27 protein-coding genes, 1 other RNA gene and 1 riboswitch are annotated in these 26,535 nt (G+C 65.6%); of the genes, 17 read left to right on the top strand and 11 right to left on the bottom strand.

The genetic code is table 11. The features are described 5' to 3' along the window. The first annotated feature begins 50 nt into the window (after positions 1 to 50). Complete coding sequence (locus AC6CHP_RS03615; RefSeq protein WP_308421953.1) at positions 51 to 515, top strand: Fur family transcriptional regulator; 465 nt, start codon at positions 51 to 53, stop codon at positions 513 to 515. Here the strand turns inward: AC6CHP_RS03615 and AC6CHP_RS03610 are convergent. The 5 genes from AC6CHP_RS03610 to AC6CHP_RS03590 form a co-directional block, all read right to left on the bottom strand. Next, on the bottom strand, positions 512 to 1,390 hold the full coding sequence (locus AC6CHP_RS03610) for a metal ABC transporter permease (RefSeq protein ID WP_104184940.1): 879 nt from the start codon (positions 1,388 to 1,390) through the stop codon (positions 512 to 514). The genes AC6CHP_RS03615 and AC6CHP_RS03610 overlap by 4 nt on opposite strands. Continuing rightward, complete coding sequence (locus AC6CHP_RS03605) at positions 1,390 to 2,205, bottom strand: metal ABC transporter ATP-binding protein (RefSeq protein WP_188727836.1); 816 nt, start codon at positions 2,203 to 2,205, stop codon at positions 1,390 to 1,392. The genes AC6CHP_RS03610 and AC6CHP_RS03605 overlap by 1 nt, the downstream gene beginning before the upstream one ends. Beyond that, positions 2,202 to 3,191: a metal ABC transporter solute-binding protein, Zn/Mn family gene (locus AC6CHP_RS03600; protein WP_498228218.1), complete on the bottom strand. Its 990-nt coding sequence runs from the start codon at positions 3,189 to 3,191 to the stop codon at positions 2,202 to 2,204. The genes AC6CHP_RS03605 and AC6CHP_RS03600 overlap by 4 nt, the downstream gene beginning before the upstream one ends. Positions 3,192 to 3,324: 133 nt before the next feature. Continuing rightward, on the bottom strand, positions 3,325 to 4,395 hold the full coding sequence (locus AC6CHP_RS03595; RefSeq protein ID WP_498228217.1) for a hemolysin family protein: 1,071 nt from the start codon (positions 4,393 to 4,395) through the stop codon (positions 3,325 to 3,327). Further along, complete coding sequence (locus AC6CHP_RS03590; RefSeq protein ID WP_377193875.1) at positions 4,392 to 5,798, bottom strand: hemolysin family protein; 1,407 nt, start codon at positions 5,796 to 5,798, stop codon at positions 4,392 to 4,394. The genes AC6CHP_RS03595 and AC6CHP_RS03590 overlap by 4 nt, the downstream gene beginning before the upstream one ends. Positions 5,799 to 6,350: 552 nt before the next feature. Here AC6CHP_RS03590 and AC6CHP_RS03585 point away from each other — a divergent pair. From AC6CHP_RS03585 to AC6CHP_RS03565, 5 genes are all read left to right on the top strand, one after another. Beyond that, the gene (locus AC6CHP_RS03585; protein ID WP_498228216.1) at positions 6,351 to 10,133 is read left to right on the top strand and encodes a multifunctional oxoglutarate decarboxylase/oxoglutarate dehydrogenase thiamine pyrophosphate-binding subunit/dihydrolipoyllysine-residue succinyltransferase subunit; all 3,783 of its coding nucleotides are present in this window, start codon (positions 6,351 to 6,353) and stop codon (positions 10,131 to 10,133) included. A gap of 190 nt (positions 10,134 to 10,323) precedes the next feature. Continuing rightward, the gene (locus AC6CHP_RS03580) at positions 10,324 to 10,923 is read left to right on the top strand and encodes a GDSL-type esterase/lipase family protein (RefSeq protein ID WP_104184945.1); all 600 of its coding nucleotides are present in this window, start codon (positions 10,324 to 10,326) and stop codon (positions 10,921 to 10,923) included. Positions 10,924 to 11,007: 84 nt separating this feature from the next. Then, positions 11,008 to 11,835 carry a DUF4097 family beta strand repeat-containing protein gene (locus tag AC6CHP_RS03575; RefSeq protein ID WP_498228215.1) on the top strand — a complete coding sequence of 276 codons (828 nt, stop codon included), beginning with the start codon at positions 11,008 to 11,010 and terminating at the stop codon, positions 11,833 to 11,835. Continuing rightward, positions 11,835 to 12,446 (top strand): PadR family transcriptional regulator, encoded by a 612-nt coding sequence (locus AC6CHP_RS03570; protein WP_498228214.1) that lies wholly within the window; start codon positions 11,835 to 11,837, stop codon positions 12,444 to 12,446. The genes AC6CHP_RS03575 and AC6CHP_RS03570 overlap by 1 nt, the downstream gene beginning before the upstream one ends. A gap of 123 nt (positions 12,447 to 12,569) precedes the next feature. Then, positions 12,570 to 12,644, top strand: coding sequence for a 50S ribosomal protein bL37 (locus tag AC6CHP_RS03565; protein WP_369299106.1), 75 nt, complete (start codon positions 12,570 to 12,572; stop codon positions 12,642 to 12,644). Positions 12,645 to 12,732: 88 nt separating this feature from the next. Here the strand turns inward: AC6CHP_RS03565 and rsrA are convergent, their stop codons facing one another. Then, positions 12,733 to 12,993 (bottom strand): mycothiol system anti-sigma-R factor, encoded by a 261-nt coding sequence (gene rsrA / locus AC6CHP_RS03560; protein WP_104184948.1) that lies wholly within the window; start codon positions 12,991 to 12,993, stop codon positions 12,733 to 12,735. After that, positions 12,990 to 13,754, bottom strand: a complete 765-nt coding sequence (locus AC6CHP_RS03555; RefSeq protein WP_188727825.1) for a sigma-70 family RNA polymerase sigma factor — start codon at positions 13,752 to 13,754, stop codon at positions 12,990 to 12,992. The genes rsrA and AC6CHP_RS03555 overlap by 4 nt, the downstream gene beginning before the upstream one ends. Before the next feature lie 350 nt (positions 13,755 to 14,104). On the opposite strand from AC6CHP_RS03555, the gene AC6CHP_RS03550 reads away from it, so the two are divergent. The 11 genes from AC6CHP_RS03550 to AC6CHP_RS03500 all read left to right on the top strand — a co-directional run bounded on the left by AC6CHP_RS03550 (position 14,105) and on the right by AC6CHP_RS03500 (position 22,904). Beyond that, the gene (locus AC6CHP_RS03550) at positions 14,105 to 14,653 is read left to right on the top strand and encodes a DoxX family protein (RefSeq protein ID WP_188727823.1); all 549 of its coding nucleotides are present in this window, start codon (positions 14,105 to 14,107) and stop codon (positions 14,651 to 14,653) included. Positions 14,654 to 14,659: 6 nt separating this feature from the next. Continuing rightward, on the top strand, positions 14,660 to 16,048 hold the full coding sequence (aroA, locus tag AC6CHP_RS03545; protein WP_498228213.1) for a 3-phosphoshikimate 1-carboxyvinyltransferase: 1,389 nt from the start codon (positions 14,660 to 14,662) through the stop codon (positions 16,046 to 16,048). Next, positions 16,032 to 17,147 (top strand): ribosome small subunit-dependent GTPase A, encoded by a 1,116-nt coding sequence (gene rsgA / locus AC6CHP_RS03540; RefSeq protein WP_498228212.1) that lies wholly within the window; start codon positions 16,032 to 16,034, stop codon positions 17,145 to 17,147. The genes aroA and rsgA overlap by 17 nt, the downstream gene beginning before the upstream one ends. Before the next feature lie 47 nt (positions 17,148 to 17,194). Next, on the top strand, positions 17,195 to 18,007 hold the full coding sequence (gene hisN, locus AC6CHP_RS03535) for a histidinol-phosphatase (protein WP_066277197.1): 813 nt from the start codon (positions 17,195 to 17,197) through the stop codon (positions 18,005 to 18,007). 159 nt (positions 18,008 to 18,166) lie between these two features. Continuing rightward, positions 18,167 to 18,280, top strand: a riboswitch (SAM riboswitch). Positions 18,281 to 18,314: 34 nt separating this feature from the next. Beyond that, positions 18,315 to 19,772: an aminotransferase class V-fold PLP-dependent enzyme gene (locus AC6CHP_RS03530; protein ID WP_498228211.1), complete on the top strand. Its 1,458-nt coding sequence runs from the start codon at positions 18,315 to 18,317 to the stop codon at positions 19,770 to 19,772. A 92-nt stretch (positions 19,773 to 19,864) separates the two neighbouring features. Further along, positions 19,865 to 20,623 (top strand): class I SAM-dependent methyltransferase, encoded by a 759-nt coding sequence (locus AC6CHP_RS03525; protein WP_498228210.1) that lies wholly within the window; start codon positions 19,865 to 19,867, stop codon positions 20,621 to 20,623. Between the two features lie 49 nt (positions 20,624 to 20,672). Continuing rightward, a complete protein-coding gene (locus tag AC6CHP_RS03520) occupies positions 20,673 to 21,413 on the top strand; it encodes a metal-dependent transcriptional regulator (protein ID WP_377193859.1) in 741 nt (246 codons plus the stop codon). Continuing rightward, positions 21,410 to 21,838: a fluoride efflux transporter FluC gene (locus AC6CHP_RS03515; RefSeq protein ID WP_188727812.1), complete on the top strand. Its 429-nt coding sequence runs from the start codon at positions 21,410 to 21,412 to the stop codon at positions 21,836 to 21,838. Before AC6CHP_RS03520 ends, AC6CHP_RS03515 begins: the two co-directional genes overlap by 4 nt. Beyond that, complete coding sequence (locus tag AC6CHP_RS03510; protein ID WP_104184955.1) at positions 21,835 to 22,254, top strand: fluoride efflux transporter FluC; 420 nt, start codon at positions 21,835 to 21,837, stop codon at positions 22,252 to 22,254. Before AC6CHP_RS03515 ends, AC6CHP_RS03510 begins: the two co-directional genes overlap by 4 nt. Positions 22,255 to 22,308: 54 nt before the next feature. Further along, positions 22,309 to 22,677 carry a hypothetical protein gene (locus AC6CHP_RS03505; RefSeq protein ID WP_104184956.1) on the top strand — a complete coding sequence of 123 codons (369 nt, stop codon included), beginning with the start codon at positions 22,309 to 22,311 and terminating at the stop codon, positions 22,675 to 22,677. Positions 22,678 to 22,769: 92 nt separating this feature from the next. Continuing rightward, positions 22,770 to 22,904, top strand: a complete 135-nt coding sequence (locus tag AC6CHP_RS03500; protein ID WP_268238372.1) for a hypothetical protein — start codon at positions 22,770 to 22,772, stop codon at positions 22,902 to 22,904. Between the two features lie 2 nt (positions 22,905 to 22,906). On the opposite strand, the gene AC6CHP_RS03495 is transcribed toward AC6CHP_RS03500, so the two are convergent. The 4 genes from AC6CHP_RS03495 to AC6CHP_RS03480 form a co-directional block, all read right to left on the bottom strand. After that, the gene (locus AC6CHP_RS03495; protein WP_377193857.1) at positions 22,907 to 23,890 is read right to left on the bottom strand and encodes a S1C family serine protease; all 984 of its coding nucleotides are present in this window, start codon (positions 23,888 to 23,890) and stop codon (positions 22,907 to 22,909) included. A 192-nt stretch (positions 23,891 to 24,082) separates the two neighbouring features. Beyond that, positions 24,083 to 24,451, bottom strand: a transfer-messenger RNA (tmRNA) gene (ssrA, locus tag AC6CHP_RS03490). A 73-nt stretch (positions 24,452 to 24,524) separates the two neighbouring features. Further along, the gene (smpB, locus tag AC6CHP_RS03485; protein ID WP_050054575.1) at positions 24,525 to 24,998 is read right to left on the bottom strand and encodes an SsrA-binding protein SmpB; all 474 of its coding nucleotides are present in this window, start codon (positions 24,996 to 24,998) and stop codon (positions 24,525 to 24,527) included. Positions 24,999 to 25,082: 84 nt separating this feature from the next. Beyond that, entirely contained in the window at positions 25,083 to 26,531 is a 1,449-nt protein-coding gene (locus AC6CHP_RS03480) for a peptidoglycan DD-metalloendopeptidase family protein (protein ID WP_104184958.1), read from the bottom strand. Positions 26,532 to 26,535 lie beyond the last annotated feature (4 nt).

Below are 26,535 nucleotides of genomic sequence, written 5' to 3'. Positions count from 1 at the left end.
CGGCTGGTAATCTGGATCTTTGCCACCATCCTGAGGAAGCGAGTCCACCCATGCCCGTCGGCGCCAAGGCTGATTCCACCACGTCGTCCCCGGCGATGGGCGGCGGCAAGGAGCAGCGCGTCACGAAGCAGCGCAGGGCCGTCAGCGCGGCGCTGGATGAACTGGACGATTTCGTCAGCACCCAGGAGCTCTACCGGATCCTCCAGAACCAGGGCGTTTCGGTCTCACTGGCAACCGCCTACCGGATTCTCCAGTCGCTCGCGGACGAGGGCCTGGTGGACGTACTGCGCAACGGCGACGGCGAGGCCGTGTACCGCCGCTGCGCCGTTACAGGACACCACCATCACCTGCTGTGCCGGAACTGCGGCAAGGCAGTGGAAGTGGAGGCTCCGGCGGTGGAGACCTGGGCGGCGCGCACAGCCGCAGAGCACGGGTTCACAGAGGTGGCGCACACCGTGGAGATCTTCGGTCTGTGTCCGGACTGCACGGCGCGCAAGGCCGCCGGCAGCCTCTAAGCCGTTCCCGCCAGGACCCGCCCGTTGATTCCCTTCCGGGCCCGCACCGACCCAACCACCCGGCACACCACGTAGATCAGGAAGGACAGGGTGGTGACATAGGGGCTGATGGGAATGCGTCCTCCCAGCGCCAGCAGGATCCCGCCTACGGTGGCGGTCATCGCGAAGGCCACGCTGAGGAGCACCACGGCAACCGGCGAGGACGTCACCCGGAGCGCGGCCGCGGCAGGCGTGATCAGCAGGGCCAGGACCAGGAGGGCTCCCACCACCTGGATGGACAGGGCCACGCTGACGCCCAGCAGGACCATAAAGACGATGGCAAGCGTCCGCACGGGAACCCCGCGGGCCTCGGCAAGTTCAGGATCCACGCTGGCGAAATTCAGGGGCCGCCAGATGGCCACCAGGGCCACCATCACCACCACGGCCGTTCCGGCAAGCGCCTGCAGCTGGACCGTGTCCACGGAGACGATCTGTCCTGTGAGCAGGCCGAACTTGTTGGCGGCCCGGCCTTCGTACAGGGACAGGAACAGGATGCCCAGCCCCAGACCGAATGGCATGATGACGCCGATGATCGAGTTTTTGTCCCTGGCCCGGACACCCATCAGGCCCAGCAGCAGCGCCGCGGTGACGGACCCGATCAGCGATCCAAACACGATGTCGGCGCCGATGAGCAGCGCAAAGGCAGCCCCGGCGAAGGAGAGTTCGGAGATGCCGTGCACCGCAAACGCCAGGTCGCGCTTCATCACGAAGGTCCCCACCAGGCCGCCCAGGAGGCCCAGGACGGCACCGGCCCAGATGGAGTTCTGCACCAGCACCAGGAGTTCGCCGTAGTTTTCGAAGCTGAAGATCGCGCCGAGAATGCTGTCCGCGTCCATCAGGCTGCCTCTCCGGCCAGCACATGCGTTGGTGCATGGTGGTGGGTGGTGGCATCCGGCAGGCCCACCACCACGATGCGCCCGTTGGCGTGGATCACCTCAACATGGCTTCCGTAAAGGTCGGAGAGGACCTCGGTGGTCATGACCTCTTCGGGCGTACCCACCTTGAAGCGGCCGCCGGCCAGGTACAGCACCCGGTCCACGTAGTCGATGATGGGGTTGATTTCGTGCGTCACGAAAACCACGGCACTGTTCTGCTCACGGCACTGTTTGTTGATCAGGGCGCTGACCGCCTGCTGGTGGTGGAGGTCCAGGGAGAGCAGGGGTTCATCGCACAGAAGGATCTGGGGATCCGTGGCAAGGGCCTGCGCAACCCGCAGCCGCTGCTGTTCGCCGCCGGACAGCTGACCCACCGGAACTTTCGCGTATTCCGTGGCCCCAACAAGTTCAAGGAGCTGGTCGATTTTGCGGTTGGCCTTGCCCGGGGACAGACGCAGGCCCCACCGGTGGCCGTCAACGCCCAGGCCGACGAGGTCCCGGGCCCGCATGGGGGTGTCCGGGGCGAACGATTTCTGCTGGGGTATGTAGCCGATGAGGCTGCTGCCGCGTTCCACCGGGCGGCTGCCGAGCATGGCCTGCCCCCGGTGAAGGTCCTGGAGCCCCAGCAGGACCTTCAGGAAACTGGTCTTGCCGCTTCCATTGGGACCCAGTACGGCGAAGAACTCGCCAGGCATGATGTCCAGGTCCAGATCCTCCCAGAGCGCCCGCTTGCCGAACTTCAGGGACGCTCCGGTGAGGCTGACCACGGGTTTCAACTATTTGTCTCCAGAACGTTGGTGATGTTGTCCACATTGTCCGTCATCCACTCGAGGTACGTCTTGCCCTCCGGCAGTGTTTCACTGAAGTCAACCACCGGAACCCCCGCAGTTTCTGCCGCCTTCTTCAGCGACTCCGTCTGCGGGCCTTCGGTCTGGCTGTTGTAGGCGAGCAGGCGCACCGACTTCGAGGCCACAAGGTCCGAGGCGGCCTTGAGCACTGCCGGCGGGACGTCCGAGCCCTCTTCAATCGCAGCAGTGTAGTCCTCGGGCGTGGTGTTCACCAGCCCGGCATCCGCCAGGAGGTATACCGGCACCGGCTCAGTTACGGCCACCTGGGCACCCGCCGAAGCAGCCTTCAGTGCGTCCAGCTTTCCGTGCAGTTCTTCTATGCCGGCTTTAAAAGCGGCGGCGTTGGACTGGAATGTCGAGGCAGAGGCGGGCTCGAGTTCGGCCAGCTTGGCGGCGATCTCATCGGCCAGCTGTTCCACCGCCGGGAGGCTGTACCAGACGTGCTCGTTCAATTCGCCGTGGTCGTGGTCAGATTCGTCTTCTGCCGCGGGTTCCGTCGCCGGGGCGTCCGCGGTGGCTTCCTCTTCCTCAGGGTGGGCCAGGCCGGAAAGTTCGACGGCGTTGAGCACCTTCGCGTCGTCAAGGCCGCTGTCCTCCGCCAGGGTGTGGATGAAGTCGTCGTAGCCGCCGCCGTTTTCCAGGACGAGGTCGGCTTTCGAGACCGCAAGCCGGTCCTGGGCGGTGGCTTCGTAGGAATGCGGGTCCTGGCTGGTCTTGGTGATGATGGCGGTCACGCTGACCTTGTCGCCGCCAATCGTTTTGGCGATGTCACCATAGACGTCCGTTGAGGCCACGATGTTGATTCCGTCGGCGGCGTCCGGAGCGGGTTCCGCCTGCGGGCTGCACGCGGTTAGGAGCAGGCCGAGCCCGGCAAGGGCAGCGAGGGACGATCGGGCAGCGGCGGGACGGCGCACGGAAACCTCATTCAGTGGGGAGGGGCGAAAACAACCCTCCCAGCTTATACCTAAATGGGAATGATTCCTATTTAGAAAAGAAGGGTGCCATGGCAACGGTGCCCTCCGCCCACCGGAGAAGGGCACCGTTCCGCTATCCCCCGTTGGGCTGCCCCAGCCGCCGGATGCCGGTGGCCTGGGTTGCATCCCGGATCTCGCCGACGAGCTGCTCGATCACGTCTTCCAGGAACAGGATGCCCTTGGTGTTGCCATCGGGTCCGATCACCCGTGCAAGGTGGGATCCGGTGCGCTGCATAACGGACATTGCCTTCTCGATCTCATCGTCCAGCGCCAGGTTGGCCAGGGAGCGGATGCGGCTCTCGGCGATGGGCCGCTCATAGGCCTGCTCGGGGATGGACAGTACATCCTTAACGTGGAGGTAGCCGTACAGCATGTCGTCCTCGTCAAGCATGGGGAACCGGGAAAATCCGGTGCGGCTCACGGCCTTCTCGAACTCCACGGGGGTGGTGGCGGCCCGAAGCATGACCAGCTTCTCCAGGGGAACCATGATGTCCGCGGCTGTGTATTCGGAGAACTCCAGCGCGCCGGTGATGAGCCCGGCGTCGTCATCGACCAGCCCGTGTCGGGTGGACTCCTGAACAATGGACTGCACTTCCTCCAGTGTGAAGGAGGAGTTCACCTCATCCTTGGGCTCGATCCGAAGGAGCTTGAGGATGTGGTTGGCCGACCAGTTGAGGACCGAAATGACGGGGTGGACCAGCCGCGCAACGAACATCAGCGGCGGGGCAAGCAGGAGCGCCGCCTTGTCAGCCACGCTGACCGAGATGTTCTTTGGCACCATTTCCCCGAAGGTCACATGCAGGAACGTCACCAGCATCAGCGCCACCGCGAACGCAGCCACATCGGCAACTTCCTTCGGCAGGCCGAGCGTCTCGAGCGGTACGGCGAGGAGATGGTGGATGGCCGGTTCGGCCACCAGCAGGATCAGGAGGGAGCAGACGGTGATGCCAAGCTGGGCGCACGCCAGCATCAGCGACACGTTTTCCATGGCGCGGAGGGTGGTCTGCGCCCGCTTCGACCCGGCTTCGGCCAGCGGTTCGATCTGGCTGCGCCGTGCGGACATGACTGCGAATTCAGCGGCCACAAAAAAGGCGTTGCCGAGCAGCAGGACAGCCAGCCAGAAGATTCCGGCCCAGTCGCTCATCGTTCAGCCCTGTCGTCGCGTTGGTTCCTGCCGTTACGTGTGGACTTGTCGTCTTGCCTGGAATGGTCGTCCCGCTGGGAGCTGTCCGCCCGGTCGTTGTCGCCGGAGTCGGCAGCCGGCCGGAAGCAGATCCGGTCAATGCGGCGCCCGTCCATCCTGGTGACGCTCAGCGTGCCGCCGCCAACGGAGACAGTATCCCCAACGACGGCGATCCGGCCCAGCTTGCTCATGACGTATCCGCCCACCGTTTCGTAGGCTGCTTCGTCAGGGACGCTCAGCCGGGGAATCTGCTCTGACAGCTCGTCCGGGCGGAGCAGGCCAGGGAAGTACCAGTCCCCGGAGGCACTCTGCAGGAGTCCAGGGCGGACCTTGTCATGCTCGTCGGCCACCTCTCCCACGATTTCCTCCACCAGGTCCTCGAGCGTGGCGATGCCGGCGGTTCCGCCGTACTCGTCCAGGACGACGGCGAGCTGGAGGTTGCCTTCGCGGAGTTCCGCAAGCAGGGCGTCGAGGTGGATGGTCTCGGGGACCCTCAGCACCTCCGTCATGATGGCACCGGCTTCCAGGTTTTGGCGGCGGTCCCACGGCACAGCCACAGCCTTCTTAACGTGGACCAGCCCCCGGATGTCATCGGCGGAATCGCCAATCACCGGGAACCGCGAGTATCCGGTCCGGCGTGCAGCACTGAGGACATCCGACACGGGCTGGTCGGCATCGATCGTTTCCACGCGGATGCGGGGCGTCATCACGTCGGCCGCTGTCCGGGTGGAGAAGTTCAGGGTACGCGCCACGAAGTTGGCAGTGCCGGCGTCGAGCGTTCCCATGGCCGCGGACCGGCGCACCAGCGATGCGAGTTCCGCCGGTGTCCTGGCCCCGGAAATTTCTTCCTTCGCCTCCAGGCCGAAGACGTTCAGCACCTTGTTGGAGAACCCGTTGAGCAGCACGATGGCCGGTTTGAAGACAGCCGTGAATATCAGCTGGGGCCGGGCGAGCGCCCGCCCCACCGGGAAGGACAGCGCGATGGCCATGTTCTTGGGCACCAGTTCGCCCAGGAGCATCGAGAGCAGGGTGGCGAGCACCATGGCCAGGACCAGGGAGACCGAAGCGACGGCGACGTCGGGAAGTCCGACGGCGGCCAGGGGGGCTTCCAGGAGGCGGCCCACCGAGGGCTCCATCACGTAGCCGGTCAGGAGCGTTGTCAGAGTGATGCCCAGCTGGCAGCTGGACAGCTGCGTGGACAGCGATTTCAGGCAGGTGAGCAAAGGGACAGCGCCGGCGTCGCCGTCGTCAATGGCACGTTGGACCGTGGGCTGGTCCAGGGCAATAAGGGAGAATTCGACGGCCACGAAGAATCCCGTGCCGGCGATCAGCAGCAGGCCTGCTGCAAGGAGAAGCCATTCCACTCAGCATCCCGCCTGGAAGGCGGTGCTGAATGGCATGGCAAAGGAAGGGGAAATGCGGAGACTGGGCGGTCTTCCCGGCGGAGGGTGGTCGGCGGAAACCGGCGCCCGTTCCCCGGGGGCTCTGGACGGCTGTGCTGCCGGCGGATGATGGGCTCGTGTTCGGGGTTTGCCGGCTCTGCGGGTGGACTGCGCGGCGCTGCTCTTCATGCCCCGCTGACAGCCCCCAGGCCGGCACCTAGATTTACTGTCCATAAGAGCCTCAGTCTACAGGAGGCACCTGCGCCCGCTTCACCCGCGCTGCCGCCCGCCGGGCGCTTCGCGGGCGGCCTCTCCGGCGCCCCGCAACACACCGTTGATGACGCAGTTTCCCGCCATATTCCGCGATCCCCGCGTCACTTCATGATTTGGGTCACCCTTATTGGCAGTTAAGACACGATGCTCACTAGACTTGCAAAGGTCTGGGTTCAGAGGACGCAGAAATCGGTTCGAACGTGTTGCTGAAGCACCGTGGGGCCGGGGAGAAATCAAACTCATGGAAGAGGCGTATTTCAAGTGCCAGAGCAGCCTAGCCACCGTCTACCAGAGGAATTTGGCGGAAACGAGTGGCTCGTTGACGAACTGTACGAGCAGTACCAGCAGGACAAGAACGCCGTGGATGCCAAGTGGTGGCCGCTGTTTGAATCGTTCGGGTCGGGCAGTTCTTCTTCCAATGGAAATTCGGCCCACCCCGCTACCCGGGAAATGCCGTCAGTAAATGCAGCCCCGGCACCGTCGCCGGCAGCAGCACCAGCCGTCCCGCCGGTGCCGTCCGCACCTCCGGCGTCCGCGCCCGCAGCGGCAAAGAAGGCCCCCGCCACGGTTGCCCGCGACGGCGGCAAGAAGACGGAGGCCGGAACCGGCTCCCAGCCCATCCCGGCGCAGCTGCCCAAGAACGTCAAGGCACCCACCGCTCCTGAGGAAGACGTCGTCTCCGTCCTCCGCGGACCGGCAAAGGCAATCGCCACCAACATGGTCACCAGCCTCCAGGTGCCCACGGCCACCAGCGTCCGCGCCATCCCGGCCAAGCTGCTGATCGACAACCGCGTGGTCATCAACTCGAACCTGGCCCGCGCCCGCGGCGGCAAGGTTTCCTTCACGCACCTCATCGGCTACGCCGTGATCCGCGCTCTCTCCCAGTTCCCTTCCATGAACGTGTACTACGACGAAGTGGACGGCAAGCCCGTTGCCGTCCAGCCGGCCCACGTCAACTTCGGCATTGCCATCGACATGCCGAAGCCGGACGGCACCCGCCTGCTCATGGTGCCGAACATCAAGAAGGCCGAAACCCTCAACTTCTCCGAGTTCTGGCACACCTACGAGGACCTGATCAAGCGCGCCCGCAACGGCAAGCTGACGGCTGAGGACCACCAGGGCACCACCGTGTCGCTGACCAACCCCGGCGGCATCGGCACCGTCCACTCGGTGCCCCGCCTGTCCAAGGGCCAGGCTGCCATCATCGGCGTCGGCGCCCTCGACTACCCCGCGGAGTTCCAGGGCGCCAGCGAAAAGATCATCGCCCAGAACGCGATCAGCAAGGTCCTCACCCTGACCTCCACCTACGATCACCGCGTGATCCAGGGTGCCGGCAGCGGCGAGTTCCTCAAGCTTGTGCACCAGCTGCTGCTGGGTGCGCAGAACTTCTACGACGAGATCTTCGAGTCCCTCCGCATCCCGTACGAGCCCGTGCGCTGGAGCGCCGACAAGCAGGTTGATCCGGCAGACCAGATTAACAAGGTGGCGCGGATCCAGCAGCTGATCCACTCCTACCGGGTCCGCGGCCACCTGATGGCCGACACCGATCCCCTTGAATACGTCCAGCGCAAGCACCCGGACCTCGACATCCTGACTTACGGCCTGACGCTGTGGGACCTGGACCGCGAATGGCCCACCGGCGGCTTCGGCGGCAAGCCCATGCTCAAGTTCCGCGACATCCTGGGCGTCCTGCGCGATGCCTACTGCCGCACCACCGGCATCGAATACATGCACATCCAGGAACCGGAAGAGCGCAAGTGGTTCCAGGACCAGCTGGAACACCCCTACTCCAAGCCCAGCCGTGAAGAGCAGCTCCGCATTGTCTCCAAGCTGAACGCCGCCGAGGCCTTCGAGACCTTCCTGCAGACCAAGTTCGTCGGCCAGAAGCGCTTCTCCCTGGAGGGCGGAGAATCCCTGATTCCGCTGCTTGACGCCATCATGTCCGACGCCGCCGACGACGGCCTGGACGAAGTAGCCATCGGCATGGCCCACCGCGGCCGCCTGAACGTGCTCACCAACATCGCCGGCAAGACCTACGCCCAGGTCTTCCGCGAATTCGAAGGCACCCAGGACCCGCGCTCCGTGCAGGGCTCCGGTGACGTCAAGTACCACCTGGGCACCGAGGGGACCTTCACCTCGGACAACGGCAAGGAAACCAAGGTCTACCTCGCCGCCAACCCCTCCCACCTCGAAGCAGTGGATCCCGTTCTTGAGGGCATTGTCCGCGCCAAGCAGGACCGGCTGGACCAGGGCGAATCCTTCCCCGTCCTGCCCATCATGGTCCATGGCGACGCCGCCTTTGCAGGCCAGGGCGTGGTTGCGGAAACGCTCAACCTGTCCCAGCTCCGCGGCTACCGCACCGGCGGAACCATCCACGTGGTTGTCAACAACCAGGTGGGTTTCACCACGGCCCCGTCATCATCCCGCTCGTCCACATACTCCACGGACGTCGCCAAGATGATCCAGGCCCCTGTGTTCCACGTGAACGGCGACGATCCCGAGGCAGTGGTCCGCATCGGGCAGCTCGCCTACGAGTTCCGCCAGCGGTTCCACAAGGACGTCGTCATCGACATGGTCTGCTACCGCCGCCGCGGGCACAACGAGGGCGACGACCCCTCGATGACCCAGCCGCTGATGTACAACCTCATTGAGGCCAAGCGCTCCGTCCGCAAGCTCTACACCGAGTCCCTGATCGGCCGTGGCGACATCACCGAGGAAGAAGCCGAACAGCTGCTCCGCGACTACCAGGAGCGTCTGGAACGCGTCTTCGCCGAAACCCACGCGGCCCAGACGTCCCCGATCCCGATCGTCACGGCAGACACTGCCGCCGTCTCGGACATCGAGCGTCCCATCTCCCAGCAGTCCGACTCCGGTACCACTTCGCCGGTTTCGACGGCCATTTCCGCAGACACCCTGGCGCGGATCGGCAAGGCCCACGTGGAAATCCCGGAGGGCTTCACGGTTCACGCAAAGCTCAAGCAGCTGCTCGAGAAGCGCGAGCAGATGTCCCGCGAGGGCGGCATCGACTGGGGCTTCGGTGAAATCGCAGCCTTCGGTTCACTGATCATGGAAGGGGTCCCCGTACGCCTGGCCGGACAGGACTCCCGCCGCGGCACCTTCGTGCAGCGGCACGCCGTGTTCCACGACCGCGCCAACGGCAAGGAATGGCTGCCCCTCGGCAACCTTTCCGACGACCAGGCGAAGCTGTGGATCTACGACTCCCTGCTTTCGGAATACGCGGCCATGGGCTTCGAGTACGGCTACTCTGTTGAGCGGCCGGATGCGCTGGTCCTGTGGGAGGCGCAGTTCGGCGACTTCGTCAACGGTGCACAGACCATCATCGACGAGTTCATCTCCTCCGCGGAGCAGAAGTGGGGACAGCGGTCCTCGCTGGTCCTGATGCTGCCCCACGGCTACGAGGGCCAGGGTCCGGACCACTCCTCCGCAAGGATCGAGCGGTTCCTGCAGCTGTGCGCCGAAGAGAACATGATCGTGGCCAACCCCACCACCGCGGCCTCGCACTTCCACCTGCTGCGCCGCCAGGCCTACAACCGGCCACGCAAGCCGCTGATCATCTTCACGCCCAAGCAGCTGCTGCGCCTCAAGGCTGCCGCATCAACGGTGGAGGATTTCACAACCGGCACGTTCCGCCCCGTCATCGGCGAACACGAGCAGCTGGCGGGAGACGCCGTCGAACGCGTCCTCCTGGTCTCCGGCCGCCTGTACTACGATCTCCTGTCCACCCGGCAGAAGACGGACGACAAGACCACCGCGATCATCCGCGTGGAGCAGCTCTACCCGCTGCCGCACGAGGAAATCGCACAGGAACTCGCCAAGTACCCGAACGCAGAAGTTGTGTGGGCGCAGGATGAGCCCGCCAACCAGGGGCCGTGGCCGTTTATTGGCCTGAACCTGCCGGGCGCCCTGGAGCGCACCGTCCGGCTGGTTTCACGGCCGGCGTCGGCGTCCACTGCCGCCGGGTCCATGAAACGGCACGCCGCGGAACAGGATGTCCTCCTGAAGCAGGCATTTGCACGGAAGTAAGCACTAAGGCTGCCCGGCCGGACGTCGAAATCCCAGACTCCGGCCGGGCGGTTCTGTTTAATGGAGTCCACAGCGCTGATGGAAATACACAGCACTGGATGAAAAGCCCCAATCGCATGCACAGCCCAACCCCGTGGCCGGAACCAGGTCCACGGTGGCGGCGGCAAGGCACCGACGTAAAGAGGAACGCGTGGAAGACAGGAAGCTGCGGATTGCAGCTGTAGGAGATGAACTGCTGGCCGGACTGGGTGACCCCCGGGCCCTCGGCTGGCTGGGCCGCGTATTGGCCCGCACTCCCCGGGACAGCATGCTCCTCGAAAGCTACGCCCTCCCCTGCCCGGAGGAAGGAACGGAAGGCCTCGCTGCGCGCTGGCTGGACGAGGCCGGCCGGCGCTTCAGCGACAAAGCAGAGAACCGTCTGGTGATCGGGCTCTCCGGACGCGACATACAGTTCGGGCTCTCCACTGCCCGCAGCCGGCTCAACCTGGCCAACATCCTGGATTCGGCGTCCCAGAACCGCATCGAGGTCTTCGTCGTGGGCCCGCCGCCCACCCTGGACCCCGCGCAGAACAGGCGCCTTGACGAACTCAACACCGCCTTCGCCGATGTCACTACGCGGCGCAAGCACCTGTACGTGGACACCTTCTCCCCGCTCCTGAACCACGAACAGTGGCGCCAGGATCTGGCGGCCCAGGGCGGCACGCCCGGCCAGGCCGGCTACGGGCTGATGGCGTGGCTGGTGCTGCACCGTGGCTGGTTCCAGTGGCTCGGCCTCGACGCTCCGGAGTAACGCAGGTTCGCGATATATCTTGACCTGCCCCCACGGCGGGGGTACGTTGGGGAAGGTCAACACGATATATCGCCTGGAGGGCCCGTGACCGATCAAGAGTGGACTGTCACCAGTCCGGAGACCATCGACGTCGACGGCGTGACGTCACTGAAACTTGGCATGGTGCAGGGACGCTTCGACGTCGTCACGCACCAGGAACCCGTCACCCGGGTAGAGATCTCGGATGTGCACGGCGACCCGGTGGCTGTCTCCCTGAGCGGCGGAAGGCTGGAGGTCCGCCACCAACTGCACGGCCCCCAGGGCTGGTTCAAGAACCTCATGGGAACGGTCAACCACAACAGCGAAAACTCGGCCGTCATCAGCATTGCCGTACCCGCCCACGTCACCGTGGAGGCCGGCACCGTCAGCGGCGATGGGCTGGTATCCGCCGTAGCCGCGAACACCCGCCTCAGCACCGTCTCCGGTTCGGTCATGGCGGACAGCACAACCGGGGAACTGCACGTCCAGACTGTCAGCGGAGAAGTTTCCATCCGCAACCACACCGGGGTCCTGACAGCCAAGAGCGTCTCCGGTGAAGTGACGGCATCCGGCCGCCTCACCAACATCAGGGCGAACACGGTCAGCGGGCACATGAGTTTTGACCTCCTGGGCTTCACCCATGATTTCGGGGCAAACTCGGTCTCGGGAGACCTCACCATCCGGCTGCCCCACGATGTAGGCGTGGACATCATCGCCAAGTCCGCCAGCGGTGCGGTGGTGATCGGGGACCAGCGGTACACGGTGGTGGGGGGCAAGGTGGAGACCATTGCGGGCCCTGACGGCCAGCTGATGCTGGTGCGGACCAACTCAGTGTCCGGAAAGACCTCCATCTTCCACAGGACCGTGGCAGGAAACGCAGAAGCAGGAACCTGATGGCACCGGTCTTTGCCCACGGCGCGCTCCGGCTGTACCTTCTGGCGCTTCTTGAGTCCGGGCCCAAACACGGCTATGAGCTCATCAAGGCGCTCAAGGAGCGGTTCGGCGGAACATACTCCCCCAGCGCCGGCACCATCTACCCGCGGCTGGGCAAACTCGAGGAGGAAGGCCTGGTGGCCACCGAGTCCGCCGGCCGCCGCACGAATTACCACATCACCGCCGCCGGGCTGGCCGAGCTCAACCGCCGCCGTGACGAGCTGGCAGGCGTGGAGAGCGACATTTCAGCCTCTGTCCGGCGGCTGGCTGACAGCCTGCGCGAGGACATCCGCAGCAACATGAGGGGGCTGCGTGCGGATCTTGCCGCGACTGCGGAGGCAGCCCGTGCCAGCGCACTGTCCACCGACTTCAGGGTCCCCGGACGGCTGCCGGCCGAAAGCCAGCGGTCCCTCAAGGAAGCCGAAATGATGCTTCAGCAGTTCCGGGACGACCTTAGGGCGGAGCTGCGGCTGCATGCCGGCAGGCAACCGCTCAGTCCCGTGGCACTGGAAACGCTGAGGACCGTGCTGGAACAGGCCGGCATTTCCATCCGCAACTCGCTGAACTCCTAGCCCCCAGACGCCCCACCGCCGTCAATGCGCAGGTCATCCGGCTGTTCCTGGTTCGCGGGCCGCCCCGTGATGTGGGAGACTTGAGGGCAGCTCTTTTGAGTACCAACAGTAAGGAGGCCAGCTATGAGCAAGCGTGCACGCAAGCGTCGTGACCGTAAGCGTGGCGGCGCGAACCACGGGAAGCGCCCCAACACCTAGGCACATGCCAGGAACTACGGTTCAAACAAAGGACCCCGGAAGCCACGTGGCTTCCGGGGTCCTTTGTTGTCAGCTGGGCGGGGCGGTCCTAGGCGTCCACCGGCCGGATGGTATGGATCCGGTCAAGAATGGCGTTCTTCAGGTTCTCCGGAGCAGCTTCGGTGCAGGAGCGTTTAACCATGTTGCGGATCACGCACTCAAGGTCGTACTGCTCCGTGCATTCCGGGCAGTCATCAAGGTGGTTCTTGATCTCCGTAATGTCCTCGCGGGTCAGGGCACCGTCGAGGTACTCGTAGATGCGTTGCATCCGGCTGTCGTCGCAGTCGCCCAATCCCTGGCAGTCGCTCATTTCCTGCTCTCCTGTTGTGTGCTTCCTGCCGCGTCCTGTGAAGTAGCGGCCGTCTTGAACCCGCGCTCCGCGGCGTACTCCCCCAGCATGTCCCGCAGCATCCTCCGGCCGCGGTGGAGCCGGGACATCACCGTGCCGATGGGCGTGTTCATGATTTCTGAGATTTCCTTGTAGGCGAACCCCTCCACATCCGCGAAGTAGACCGCAAGGCGGAATTCCTCGGGGATGTCCTGGAGCGCCCTTTTGACGTCGGAATCCGGAAGGTGGTCCAACGCCTCTGCCTCGGCGGAACGGAGTCCGCTGGAGGTGTGTGACTCGGCCCGTGCCAACTGCCAGTCCTCGATGGTGTCCGAGTTGGACTGGAGCGGCTCACGCTGCCGCTTTCGGTACAGATTGATGTAGGTATTCGTCAGGATGCGGTACAGCCAGGCCTTGAGGTTGGTCCCGGGCCGGTACTGGTGGAAAGCAGAGAAGGCCTTGGTGTAGGCCTCCTGGACAAGGTCCTCGGCGTCAGACGGGTTCCTCGCCATGCGCATGGCAGCCGAGTACAGCTGATCGACGTACTGCATCGCATCGCGTTCGAACCTCAGGCGGCGCTGTTCCACCGACTCGGTGGAAACATCCACCAGGTCCCCGCCGGTTTCGGCAGGCGCCGGGACCACAGCCGAGTCCGCAGCCTCAGGCCCTGCTGCTGCGCTGCTCTTCGCTTCACTGTCGGAAGCCTCATACATGGCCGCGACGGCCGGATCCAGGGTGCTCATTGCCTTCAAGTCTACTGGGAGGCTGCGCGCACGCGGCGAGCCATAGCTCAGCGGTTCAGCCTCGAATGAGGCCATCACCACCGGGCCTGCTGTTTCAATTCCGTCCAACACCCGCGCCAAGGGCACAACTCCGCTCTGCTTGTCCATCCCTGTATCTGCATCTGGATATCTGCATCCGGCGATCTGTGCCTGCCGGCCGGTCCATGCTGTAGCCCATGGTTTCCCTGCGGCAGAGCATTCCCGGATGCGTCATGAATAACCTCATGCCTTCGGCAAATATTCCCCAAAAGTGCAAGACTAGAACGGACTCCGCCGCTTTCGATGCGGTTCGTCCATCCAGGAGGAAATCCATGTCCTTTTTCCGCACGCTCGCCCGCCCCATGCTGGCCTCCAGTTTCGTCATTGCCGGAGTGGATAAGCTCAAGAATGCCGATGACACCGCGCAGCAGCTTTCGCCGCTGCTTCGCAAAGCTGCCGCGTCCCTGCCCTTCAAGTCGGACGAGAAAACCCTGGCCCGCGTTATCGGCGGAACGCAAGTGGGAGCCGGCGTGCTTTTCGGACTGGGCAAATTCTCCAGGCTCTCGGCCACGCTGCTCACGGTGATCTCCCTGCTGAACACCTTTGTTGAGTGGCGCAGTGCGGACATCAGCACCAAGGAAGGGCGGGAAAGCCGCCGTAACCAGCTTCTCAAGAACCTGTCCCTGAGCGGCGGCGCACTGCTGGCGTCCGTTGACACAGCCGGCAAGCCGGGCCTGGCCTGGCGGGCGGAACACCTGGCCGCGGATGCACGCAGGAACGCCTCGCACCTGGCGGCCGACGCCCGGAAGACCACCAACAAGAAGCTCCACAAGGCGGACAAGGTTGTGCGGCGCGCTGTGGAACAGGCCACGGGGGCCTAACAACGCATGACCGCAGCAGCCGCCGTCCGGGATGACTCCGGAACGCCCCTTCCCCACTGGCCCGCGCCCTTCGCGTCCCGGCCCGTCGATGCCACCGTCACCGTGCCCGGTTCGAAGTCCCTGACCAACAGGTACCTGGTTCTTGCCGCCTTGGCCGACGCGCCGTCCCGCCTGCGGGCACCCCTGCATTCGAGGGACTCAGCGCTCATGATCGAGGCGCTCCGGCAGTTGGGCGCCACCATCACGGAGGTACCCGGGGACGGTGCCTTCGGGCCCGACCTGGAAGTGGTTCCGCTGGACCCGGATGCCGCGTCACCCCTCACAAGGATCGACTGCGGGCTCGCGGGTACGGTCATGCGGTTCGTTCCGCCGCTGGCCGCGCTGCGGAACGGCGAAAGCGTGTTCGACGGCGACCCCCATGCCCGCAAACGGCCGATGGGAACCATCATCGAGGCGCTCACTGCGCTGGGAGTGGCCGTTTCCGCAGAAGGGGGCGGGACGCCGTCGTCACTGCCGTTCGTTGTGGAGGGCACAGGTGAGGTCCGCGGTGGCCACCTGGTCATCGATGCCAGCGCGTCGTCCCAGTTCGTTTCGGCGCTGCTCCTGGTGGGCGCAAGGTTCACCGAAGGCCTGCACCTTGAACACGTGGGCAAGCCGGTGCCGAGCCTCGACCACATCAACATGACCGTGGCAGTCCTTCGCGGCGCCGGGGTTGCCGTTGATGACTCGGTGCCCAACCACTGGGTGGTCAGCCCCGGCCCCATCCGCGCCTTCGACCAGCGGATCGAGCAGGACCTCTCCAACGCCGGCCCCTTCCTCGCCGCCGCGCTGGCCTCCCGCGGAACGGTGCGGATCCCCGGCTGGCCGGACGAAACGCAGCAGGTCGGTGACCTCTGGCGCAGCATCCTGTCCACGATGGGCGCCGAGGTAACACTCGACGACGGCGTCCTCACGGTCACCGGCGGACCCCACATCAAGGGCGGAGATTTCGCCGACACGAGCGAACTCGCGCCCACCGTGGCCGCCCTGTGTGCATTGGCTACCGGCCCCTCCCGGCTTACCGGCATCGCGCACCTGCGGGGCCACGAGACGGACCGGCTCGCCGCCCTGGTCACGGAGATCAACCGCCTTGGCGGCGACGCTGAAGAAACCAGCGACGGCCTGGTGATCCGTCCCGCACAGCTGCATGCCGGCGTCGTGCACAGCTATGCCGACCACCGCATGGCCACCGCGGGAGCCATCCTTGGCCTCGCCGTGGAGGGCGTCCAGGTGGAGGACATCGGCACCACCGCCAAGACCATGCCGGATTTCCCCCGGCTGTGGGCAGACATGCTGGCGCAGAATGGCCCGGCCGAAACGGCGTCGGAGGGTTCCAGCGGTGGCGCGGAGCACTGATTCCTGGGATGAATCGGACGTCCGGATCCGGCCCAGCAAGAAGGGCTCCCGGCCCCGCACCAAGGACAGGCCAAGCCACGATGACGCCGTCACGGGACGCATCATCACCGTTGACCGGGGCCGGTACACCGCAGTGGTGGGAGAAGACTCCGGCAATGAGCGGGTAGTCATTGCCGCCCGGGCCAGGGAACTCCGCCGGAACCCGGTGGTCGCAGGAGACTTTGTCTCCCTGGTCGGCGACGTCTCCGGGGAGCCGGACACCCTGGCACGGCTGGTGAAGATCCAGGACCGCAAGACCCTGCTGCGGCGCAGCGCGGACGACACGGACCCTGTGGAACGGGCAGTGGTGGCCAATGCCGACCAGCTGGTGATCGTGGTGGCAGCAGCGAACCCCGAGCCGCGGACCGGCTTCATCGACCGTGCCCTGGTGGCCGCCTACGACGCCGGCATCGAGCCGATCCTGCTGGTCACCAAAGCGGACGTCAAGGATCCGGCGGAACTGCTGTCCAACTACACGCATCTGGACTTTCCCGTAATCATCAGCCGGACGGCCGATTCAGCGGCCTCGGGCATTGACGCCCGTTCCGACGACGGCCTGTCCGCCCGGCTGGACAGCTCGGCCGTCGCCGAGATGCGGGGCTACCTGGACGGCAAGGTCACCGTGATGCTGGGACACTCAGGCGTTGGAAAGTCAACGATGGTCAATGCGCTGACCGGGGCGGAACGGGCCACCGGCGGAGTGAACGCCGTGACGGGCCGCGGCCGGCACACGTCGTCGTCGGCCCTTGCGCTGAAGCTGGCGGATGCGCCGTCCGGAAGCTGGATCATCGACACCCCCGGCATCCGCTCGTTTGGCCTGGCGCACGTGGACCCGGACCGCATCCTCCGCTCGTTCCCGGACCTCTCCCCCGGCATCGACGACTGCGAGCGAGGGTGCAAGCACACTGCCACCGCGGTGAACTGCGGACTGGACGCATGGGTGGGCGCGGGGCACGCCGGCCCCACCGGAGCAGCAAGGCTTGGCTCCCTTCGGCGCCTCCTCGGCACGGACCCGCGGATGGAATCCCAGGAGGCAAAGGAACTGGGCAGCGTCACCTGACGGGCCCGCTTCCCGGCAGAACGGCGCGCAGACGGTAGTTTGGAACCATGATCCAACCCGCTTCGAGCTACAACGATGACCTGCGCCTGGCCCACGTCCTGGCCGATTCCGTGGATGACCAGACCATGAGCCGCTTCAAGGCCCAGGACCTCCACATTGAGACCAAGCCGGACCTGACGCCCGTCACCGATGCGGACAAGGCAGCTGAGGAAGCCATCCGCGGCCAGCTCTCCCGGTCCCGTCCACGCGATGCCGTACTCGGCGAGGAGTTCGGCAGCACGGGCCACGGGTCGCGGCGGTGGATTATCGACCCCATTGACGGCACCAAGAACTTCGTCCGGGGCGTTCCTGTCTGGGCCACCCTGATCGCGTTGGTGGATGAAGGCGAGCCGGTGGTGGGCGTGGTCAGCGCTCCCGCCCTGGGCAAGCGCTGGTGGGCTGCCAAGGGCATGGGAGCCTACATGGGGCGTTCCCTTGCCGCGGCCACCCGCCTCCGGGTGTCCAATGTCTCCAGCCTGTCCGATGCTTCCCTTTCCTATTCGAGCCTTGGCGGCTGGAAGGAACGCGGAAACCTTAATGAATTCCTGGGCCTTACCGAGGACGTATGGCGGACCCGGGCGTTTGGTGACTTCTGGTCCTACTGCATGGTGGCCGAAGGTTCGGTGGACATCGCCTGCGAGCCTGAACTGAACCTCTACGACATGGCCGCACTGGTGCCCATCGTGGTGGAGGCTGGTGGCCGCTTCACCTCGCTGGAGGGCGAGGACGGTCCGTTCGGCGGGAACGCCCTGGCCACCAATTCCATCCTGCACTCCGAGGTGCTGCGCCGGCTGAACCCGAACCTGGACGACCTCCTCTAGTCCCGGCAGCACGAATAATCAACGGCGGGCGCCCCCGACAGGAGGCGTCCGCCGTCGTGTTCTTCGGTTCAGGCGCCCCTTTTCAACCGTTCGTAACAAAGCCCTTAACATTTCCGCGGGCTTTTAACCTTCGCTGCCCATGTTCTACGCTCTTAACCAGGTCACGAGTGCCAGCGCAAAACCCCGGTTTGCTGGCCGGCAACCCTCCATTCGCGGTGGGGTGCCCCGGGTGACGACCAGGCCGGTCCGGAAGGGATGCGGCAAGCGCGGATTCCTGCATGGAGTCCTGTTGTGAAGTGAGGTCTCTGTGACAACTGCCACCGTCTCCCCCGAAGCCGTCTCCCCCCAAGCCGCTGTCCAGCACCAGGCAGCTGCCCTGCCGGGTTCGCCTTCGCTCTTTGATCAGCGCCGCACCGCCGCCGGCCGTCCGCTAGCAGCAGTCAGCGGCGCCGAAATCCAGGCTCCACTGATCCACGGCGGCCACGTCCGGTACGCCAACCTGGACTATGGCGCATCGGCCCCCGCCCTCTCGGTGGTGTCGGCCTACCTCAACGAGATCCTGCCCTTCTACGCCAGCGTCCACCGCGGTGCCGGCTACGCCTCCCAGATCAGCACCTCGGTCTATGAGAACGCCCGCGCCATCGTCCGCGACTTCGTGGGCGGCCGCCCGGACGATTCGGTGATCTTTACCCGGAACACCACTGACTCCCTCAACCTGCTGGCGGGCTGCCTGCCCGTCACCGACGGACGGCCCAACGGCGACGTCCTGTACCTCGACATTGAGCACCACGCCAACCTTCTGCCGTGGCAGGGCGTCCCCCACCGCAGCATCGTGGCAGCGGACACCATCGCGGAAACCATTGACGCCGTCCGTGCGGAACTGCGGCAGGGCGGCGTCAGCCTGCTCGCCGTGACCGGAGCTTCCAACGTCACGGGCGAAATCCTTCCCATCCGTGCCCTTGCCGCGCTGGCGCACGAGCACGGGGCACGGATCGCAGTGGACGCGGCCCAGCTGGCCCCACACCGGCGGATCGACATCACCGCGGACGACGTCGACTACATCGCCTTCTCGGGCCACAAGCTCTACGCACCTTTTGGTGCCGGCGTGCTGGTGGGCCGCCCGGACTGGCTCGATGCCGGAACACCGCACCTTGCCGGCGGCGGCGCCGTCAGGGAAGCCAGGCTCGACGGCGTCAGCTGGGCAACCGGCCCGGCCCGCCACGAGGGCGGATCACCGAACGTGCTGGGTGCGGCGACCCTGGCCCGCGCCACGCAGGTCATCGCGGAACTGGACCAGGACCGCTGGCATGCCCACGAATCAGCCATCCGCTCCTTCCTGGTGGAAGGCCTGCAGGAGATCGACGGTGTCACCGTCCACCAGATCTTCAAGGACACGAACCCGGACACCGACACCATCGGCGTGGTCAACTTCTCCGTAGAAGGCTACGACGCCGGCCTGGTGGCCGCCTACCTCTCGGCAGAACATGGAGTTGGCCTGCGCGACGGCCGCTTCTGCGCGCACCCGCTGCTGAAGCGGCTGGGCCTTCCTTCCGGTTCACTTCGGGCCAGCTTCGGCGTCGGCTCAAGGCTGGAGGATGCCGAGCGGCTGCTGGCAGGCATCCGGGACCTGCGGACCAAGGGCCTTGGCTGGGACTATGTGGTGGACGCTGGCCGCTGGATTCCCGCCAATGACAACCGCACGTACCCCCACTGGGCACCCAACACCCCGGGAACGGCCGGCGCCGCGCCCTGCATCGACGACTGACCCACGGCTGGCCTGGCGGCCGGCGCCCTGTGGCTGCGGCTGATGCGGTAAATTCGGAGGACACCAAAGGAACCGGATGAAGGAGGCCGCGCGTGGCACGGGGTGGCCCACGGCTGGATCACGGCCGGCGCCGGGAGCTCGGCCAGAGCTTCCAGGACGGCGGCAGGCACTACCAGCAGGTGCGGCCCGGCTATCCTGCCGAATCAGCGCGCTGGCTGGTGCCTCCAGGGGCACGCGATGCGCTCGACGTGGGCGCCGGTACCGGGAAATTCACCCACCTGCTGCTGGACCTCGGCCTGTCCGTCACGGCCGTGGACCCGTCAGCGGACATGCTCGGGCAGCTGGCTGAGCACTGCCCCGCCGCCACGGCTGTCCTTGGCACCGCAGAGGCTACCGGACTGCCTGACGCGGCTTTCGACGTCGTCACCGTAGCGCAGGCGTGGCACTGGTGCGATGCCCTGAGGGCCAGCACGGAACTGGCCCGCGTCCTCCGCCCCCAGGGAACGCTGGGACTGGTCTGGAACCAGCTGGACACGTCCGTCCCCTGGGTTCACCGGCTCTCCAGGATCATGCACGCCGGGGACGTCTACAAACCCGGCCACCGCCCGCTCATAGGACCCGAGTTCGAGGCGCTGGAGGACCACCTCACGCGCTGGCAGGACTCCGTGACAACCGCAGACCTGATGGAGCTGACAAAATCCCGGAGCTACTACCTGCGCGCCGGCGAGGCCACCCGGGCGAAAGTGCTGGCCAACCTGGACTGGTACCTTCACGACCATTTGGGCCACGGGCCGGACGAGGAATTGAAACTGCCGTACCTGACGCTCGCATGGCGGGCTGTCCGGGCATGAGCGCCCTCCCGTCCACGTGCGGCCAAGGGCAGCCGGTAGGCTGGATCCTGTGAAGACCAGCGCTCCCTCCTCCTCCATAGAGGATTACGTCAAGGTCATCTACTCCTTCACTGAGTGGCAGGACAAACCCATCACCTCCTCCCAGCTGGCACAACGCCTGGGTGTGGCCAACTCCTCCGTTTCGGAGATGGTCCGGAAGCTGAAGGACCAGGGCCTGGTGGACCACAAGCCGTACAGTGCCATCAGGCTCACGGAGTCCGGCCTGCAGCTTGCCCTCGCCATGGTGCGGCGCCACCGCCTGATAGAGACCTACCTCGTCCAGCAGCTGGGGTACAGCTGGGACGAGGTCCACGACGAAGCCGAGCTTCTGGAGCACGCCGTCTCGGACACGTTCATAGAACGCGTTGCGGCGAAACTGGGTAACCCGCAGCGGGATCCGCACGGCGATCCGATCCCCACGGCGGACGGCCAGGTCTTTATGCCCCGAGCGCACCTCATGGGAGAGCTGGACCAGGGCCACACGGGCCGCATCACCCGGATCAGCGATGACAACCCGGACCTGCTCCGCTACCTTGCGGCCGAGGAGATAGACCTCGACGCCGAAGTGGAGGTGGTGGGCCGCAGGCCGTTCGGAGGCGCCCTGGTGGTGCGTGTCCGGGACTCAGGCCGGACGCGCGACTACGACCTGGCCGATGAGATCACGTCGGCGCTGTGGGTCCACAGCGACCGCCCCCACCCAGGCTGCCTTCTCGCGGACGCCGGTTTTCCCCCCAGCTCGCCCGGGGCATGAGCGGGCCGAAGACATCGTGGGCACCCAGGGCAGGCGCCTGGCTGGCTGTTGCCGCAGGGGGCCTGGCGGGGACAGAACTCCGGTACGTCCTGGGGCTGGCCTTTCCGGAGCTCCCCGGATCCTTTCCCTGGACCACCCTTAGCATCAACGTGGCGGGCAGCTTTGTCCTGGCCGCCCTGACCACCGTCTGGATGGCCCGCCCGCGCACGCCCTTCTGGGTGCGGGCAGGGCTGGGGCCGGGTCTTCTGGGGTCCTTCACCACGTTCTCCGCTGTGGTCTTTTCCTTGGACCAGCTGGTGCGGGAGGGGCAGCACGGAGTGTGGACTGCGTACCTCGGGCTGTCCGTGGTGCTGGGGCTGGCTGCGGCGGGCCTTGGATGGCGGACCGGAAAACTTGTTGGCCGCCGGTCCGGGAGCGGTCAATGATTGCCGCGGTTTTGGTGGGGATTTTCGGGGTGGCGGGCGCCCTCCTCCGCTTCGGCATTGACAGCTGGTTCGCCCATCACAGCTCCCGGCAGACTGTGCGTGCCGGCGGCCATGGGGCCGGGACCTCCGTGAGGCTGCACTGGCCCTGGGCCACACTGCTGGTGAACGTGGCGGGGTGCTTCATAATCGGCGCTGCGCACGGTCTAAGTGCGGGACTGGGGCTGGGCGCGGAGTGGCAGGCGGGGCTGGCGACAGGCTTAGCCGGCGGGCTCACCACCTTCAGCTCCTGGACCACGGCCACGGTGCGGCTGCTGAGCGAGGAACGCCTCGGGTCGGCTGCGGTGAACGTTGCCGCCAACCTGGTCCTGGGCCTGGCTGCGGCGGCGGCGGGGATCGCCCTGGTATCCACGGTATAGGAAGCGCGGCCCCCGGGGGCCCTGATTTGGTGGGCTCCCGTATCGTGGATGGTGATGATTAGCAGACGCGACGCGGCCATTGCCCTTGACGTACCGATGGAGATGGCACAGCGCCACGGCCTTCCAAAATGGCTGACCGAGGCCCAGCTGGGCGAGATCCTGGACAACCCTCCGCCCTGGCTGGTCCAGTCCCGTGCCAACCGCACGGGCAAGCGCCCGGTCTGGGTACACCTCGAATGCGCGGTCTGCGGCTACGAGGAGGCGGCCCGCCCCAAGAAGTGGTGGCCCGACTTTACCTACGTGATCTGCGGCCACCACCGCCCGGACGAGGTGCCGGCGGTCCGCCCGGGGTTCGTCCGCAGCGAGTTCGACGGCGTGGGGACACGTTTTGTGGGCATCGCAGACGTGCCTGTTCCGGACTGATTCCGTGCCATTCCAGGCCATTACATTCGGGACTGAATAGGCGTAACTTACGAAGAGGGACGCAGCCCGTCCCCTGCTGTAAGGAGCACGCCATGCCGGACAAAACACCGCACCAGAACCTGGCAAAGAAGCCGGTCAAGACCATCAAGGAAAAACGCGCCGAGAAGAAGTCCAAGCACCCTGAGGCTGACCAGGACGCGGTGGCGCATTTGAAGAAGCGCCGGTAGTCCTACTGCCCGTTTGCCTGCATTTCTTCGGGGACGGCAACGAGGTCCTCTTCCCTGCCGCGCCTCAGCACCCTGATCTGCAGTGGCTGTCCGATCGCATCGGCGAACAGCAGCTTCTGCAGGCTCTCGGCGTTGCTGACGGCGCGGCTTCCGGCGGTCAGGATGACGTCGCCGGCCTCCAGGCCCGCGCGGTCTGCGGGTGACCCGGCCAGCACCTCCACCACCCTGAGCCCGTCCCGCTGGCCCGTCCTGATCACTGCGCTGGCGTTCAGCCGGATCGGCGTGCTGACCACACCCAGGTATGCCCTTTTGACCCGCCCATCGTTCAGCAGGGCCGCGATGATGCGCCGTGTTGTTGTGTTGATGGGAACGGCGAGTCCCAGACCGGCGCCTGCCACGGCAGTGTTGATGCCCACGATCCTGCCATGCGCGTCCGCCAGCGCGCCGCCGGAGCTGCCTGGGTTGAGGGCCGCGTCGGTCTGGATGACGTCCTCGATCACCCTCCGGTTGCCACCGGCCCAGACCGGGATGGAACGGCCCAGGCCGCTGACCACTCCGGCCGTGACCGAGCCCGCCAGCCCGAGCGGATTCCCGACTGCGATCACCAGTTGTCCCACTCGCAAGGTCTCGGCGTCGCCGAAACGGGCGGGAGTGGCTTTCGGTGCTTTCCCGCGGACCACGGCAAGATCCGACAACGGATCCACCCCCACGAGTTCGAGATCAGTCCGGCTGCCGTCCGCGAACGCAGCATGGCCTTTGTCTGTGCCGGCCACAACGTGGGAATTCGTGAGGAGATAGCCGTCCCCGGTAAAGAGGACGGCCGAGCCTGCCCCCACACGAAACCGTCCGTTCCGGCGGGCGCTGGTCATTTCGATGGCCGCGACGTACGGCGTCACCATCTCAGCCACGCGCATGACCGTTCGGGAGTACGAGTCCAAGGCATCGTCGTCGTACTCCCCCGGAGTGGCGCCGGGCATCCGGTCCATGGGTACCTCCTGGCGGCTCCGACCGCCACCGGCGCTCGACCGGGGACTGCAACGCCGGATCCTATAGGGGACAACCCAAGGACGGCCGCCGCTAGTCCCGGAACCGCTACGCCATCGGTGAACAGCTTTTAAGCAACGAAAGACCCGGACGGGTTGTCCGGGCCTTTCGTTGTACCTTGCGGTATTTTCAAAATGTGGAGATGGGGGGAATTGAACCCCCGTCCGATGTCGTGTTGTCAGGGCTTCTCCGGGCGCAGTTTGCGTCGGATTTTCTCGGCCCCAGCCATGCTGCAAACAGCTGGCTGATCCGGGCCCAGTCATCTAAGAGTCCCGTTCACCCCGATGACGGGGGTGGACAGCAGTGGCTATCTAAATGACGCCAGGATCCGGGGCGATAGCAACCTCGGGCTGACGGACTGTCTTACTGCTTAGGCAGCAAGAGCGAAGTCAGTGCGCTTAGATTCGGCACTTATTGGTTTGCAGACAGCGTTTACGAGATAATTCTGCATCCTCGGCCCGCTTCACCTGTCGCGACTAACATCGTCGAAACCGATCATCCCCATATTCTTTTATCAAACCGGCAGGCTGGCCCACCGGACTATTCATCATAACGCACGCTCGCGCCAAAACATTCCTAGCGGCGCCGGTTGCGCTCCCGCATTTCACGCTGCGCCTCGCGGTTGTCCTGCTGCTCACGCAGGGTCTGCCGCTTGTCGTACTCGCGCTTGCCGCGGGCCACACCGATTTCCACCTTGGCGCGACCGTCCACAAAGTAGAGCTGGAGCGGGACGATGGTGTAGCCCGATTCGCGCACCTTGTGGGAGATCTTGATGAGTTCCTCACGGTGCAGCAGGAGCTTCCTGCGCCGGCGGGCCGCGTGGTTGGTCCAGCTTCCCTGGTTGTATTCAGGGATGTGGATGGCTTCCATCCACAGCTCGTCGTTGTAGAAGGTGCAGAAGCCGTCCACCATGGAGGCGTGGCCCTCGCGCAGGGATTTCACTTCGGTGCCCATGAGCGCGATTCCAGCCTCGTAGGTATCCAGCACGTGGTAGTCGTGCCGGGCCTTGCGGTTGGTGGCCACCACTTTACGGCCACTTTCTTTAGGCAAGGGAAAGCTCCTCAGGTCAGTTCGGTTGTCCCCCGGGCCAACCGGCGCGGAGTCATACCAGTGTACGGCAGGGTGCAGACGGTGCTACAGCAGCCTCATCGGGTCCACCGGGCTGCCGTTCAGCCACGTTTCGAAGTGGGCGTGGCAGCCGGTGGAGTTGCCCGTGTTGCCGGAGTAGGCGATCAGCTGTCCCTGCGAAACCCGCTGGCCGTTGGAGACCACGATGCTGGCGTTATGGTAGTAGATGGTGTTCAGGGTATTGCCTTCGATGAGGCCGTGGGAGATCTTCACCCGCCAGCCGCCTCCGTCACCAGAGTTCCAGCCGGAGCTGAAGACTTCCCCTGCTGCCGCCGCATAGACGGGTGTGCCACACGCCGCGCCAAAGTCCAGCCCGGTGTGCATGTACCCGCCCTGGCCGTAGAAGTCGATGGTCCCCGGAGGGGTGGCCCGCCACCCGAAACCGGACGTGATGGGAACGCTGCCGTCAAAGGGATGCCGGAGGCCAAATGCCGACGGCGACCCGACCGGCGGCATGAACGACTGTGCCGGGGGCGCTGGCGGGGGCGGCTGGTTCCTGGCCGCGGCTTCAGCTGCGGCGGCTGCAGCCGCTGCTGCCGCAGCTGCTTCAGCCTTCCTGCGCTGCTCTGCTTCCCAGGCTTCCCGCAACCTGCGGTCGCGCTCCTGGATCTCGGCAGCCACCGCATTCTGGCTCGCCTGGACGCCGGCCAGTTGGGACTGGATGCCCGGCTTGGCAGCCTGCAGCTCCGCGTCAAGGCGGGTGGTGTCCGCGATCAGTTTATCGACCTGTTCCTTCTTCGCGGCCGCTTCATCGCGGGCGGCTTTTTCCCGCTCCAGGGCTGCATCCGCTTTGGCTTTCAAATCCTTGATTTCGGCCTCGACCGCCTGGAGGCGCGCTTCAGAGTTCACGTTGGTGGCGCTCTGCTGCGACAGTTTGTCCATGGCAGCGTTCTGGCTCCGCATGGCCTGGTCCGCCAGGTCCATGGTTTCGGTCAGGCTGCCGCCGTTATTGGACCCAAAGAAGAGGGACAGGTTGGAGGGTACGCCGCCGGACTTGTAGGCCTGCGTTGCTATCTGGCCGATCAGCTTCTTGGTGTCGGCAATCTTCTGCTTGTCAGACTCGAGTTGCTGCGTGATTTTGGCCTTGTTCTGCTGTGCCATGTCCACGCGGGCGGAGAGCGCCTCGACCTCCTTGACGGCACCGGCCACACGGCCCTGCGCTTCAAGGAGCGCCTGCTGTGCCCCGGGAAGTTGGCCCTGGTAGATCACCAGGTCGCCGGCTGCCTTGGCGATGCGCGAATCGACGAATTCCAGGGACTGCTGGACGCGTGAGGCCTCGGCCTCAAGGGCTTTCTGCCGGTCCTCAAGCTCGTCCGCGAAGGCCGCCGGCGTTGAAGATGCCAGCCCTGCGGCGAGGACAACAGCCAGCACACCACTGAGCAAGCTGGTGCGGGGCGCCACACTGCGCGCGCCGTTTCGCCGGGAGCGGGAAGCGTTTTTGTCCGGTGCATTCATGGGC

The sequence above is a fragment of the Pseudarthrobacter sp. GQ63 genome (assembly GCF_059758765.1).
This window is presented reverse-complemented; position numbering and strand designations above follow the sequence as displayed.

Coding starts and splice junctions, on each gene's coding strand:
- AC6CHP_RS03615 (WP_308421953.1), top strand. CDS start 51: ATGCCCGTCGGCGCCAAGGCTGATTCCACCACGTCGTCCCCGGCGATG.
- AC6CHP_RS03610 (WP_104184940.1), bottom strand. CDS start 1,390: ATGGACGCGGACAGCATTCTCGGCGCGATCTTCAGCTTCGAAAACTAC.
- AC6CHP_RS03595 (WP_498228217.1), bottom strand. CDS start 4,395: ATGAGCGACTGGGCCGGAATCTTCTGGCTGGCTGTCCTGCTGCTCGGC.
- AC6CHP_RS03570 (WP_498228214.1), top strand. CDS start 11,835: ATGGCACCGGTCTTTGCCCACGGCGCGCTCCGGCTGTACCTTCTGGCG.
- rsrA (WP_104184948.1), bottom strand. CDS start 12,993: ATGAGCGACTGCCAGGGATTGGGCGACTGCGACGACAGCCGGATGCAA.
- AC6CHP_RS03555 (WP_188727825.1), bottom strand. CDS start 13,754: ATGAGCACCCTGGATCCGGCCGTCGCGGCCATGTATGAGGCTTCCGAC.
- AC6CHP_RS03550 (WP_188727823.1), top strand. CDS start 14,105: ATGTCCTTTTTCCGCACGCTCGCCCGCCCCATGCTGGCCTCCAGTTTC.
- aroA (WP_498228213.1), top strand. CDS start 14,660: ATGACCGCAGCAGCCGCCGTCCGGGATGACTCCGGAACGCCCCTTCCC.
- hisN (WP_066277197.1), top strand. CDS start 17,195: ATGATCCAACCCGCTTCGAGCTACAACGATGACCTGCGCCTGGCCCAC.
- AC6CHP_RS03515 (WP_188727812.1), top strand. CDS start 21,410: ATGAGCGGGCCGAAGACATCGTGGGCACCCAGGGCAGGCGCCTGGCTG.
- AC6CHP_RS03510 (WP_104184955.1), top strand. CDS start 21,835: ATGATTGCCGCGGTTTTGGTGGGGATTTTCGGGGTGGCGGGCGCCCTC.
- AC6CHP_RS03505 (WP_104184956.1), top strand. CDS start 22,309: ATGATTAGCAGACGCGACGCGGCCATTGCCCTTGACGTACCGATGGAG.
- AC6CHP_RS03500 (WP_268238372.1), top strand. CDS start 22,770: ATGCCGGACAAAACACCGCACCAGAACCTGGCAAAGAAGCCGGTCAAG.
- AC6CHP_RS03495 (WP_377193857.1), bottom strand. CDS start 23,890: ATGGACCGGATGCCCGGCGCCACTCCGGGGGAGTACGACGACGATGCC.
- AC6CHP_RS03480 (WP_104184958.1), bottom strand. CDS start 26,531: ATGAATGCACCGGACAAAAACGCTTCCCGCTCCCGGCGAAACGGCGCG.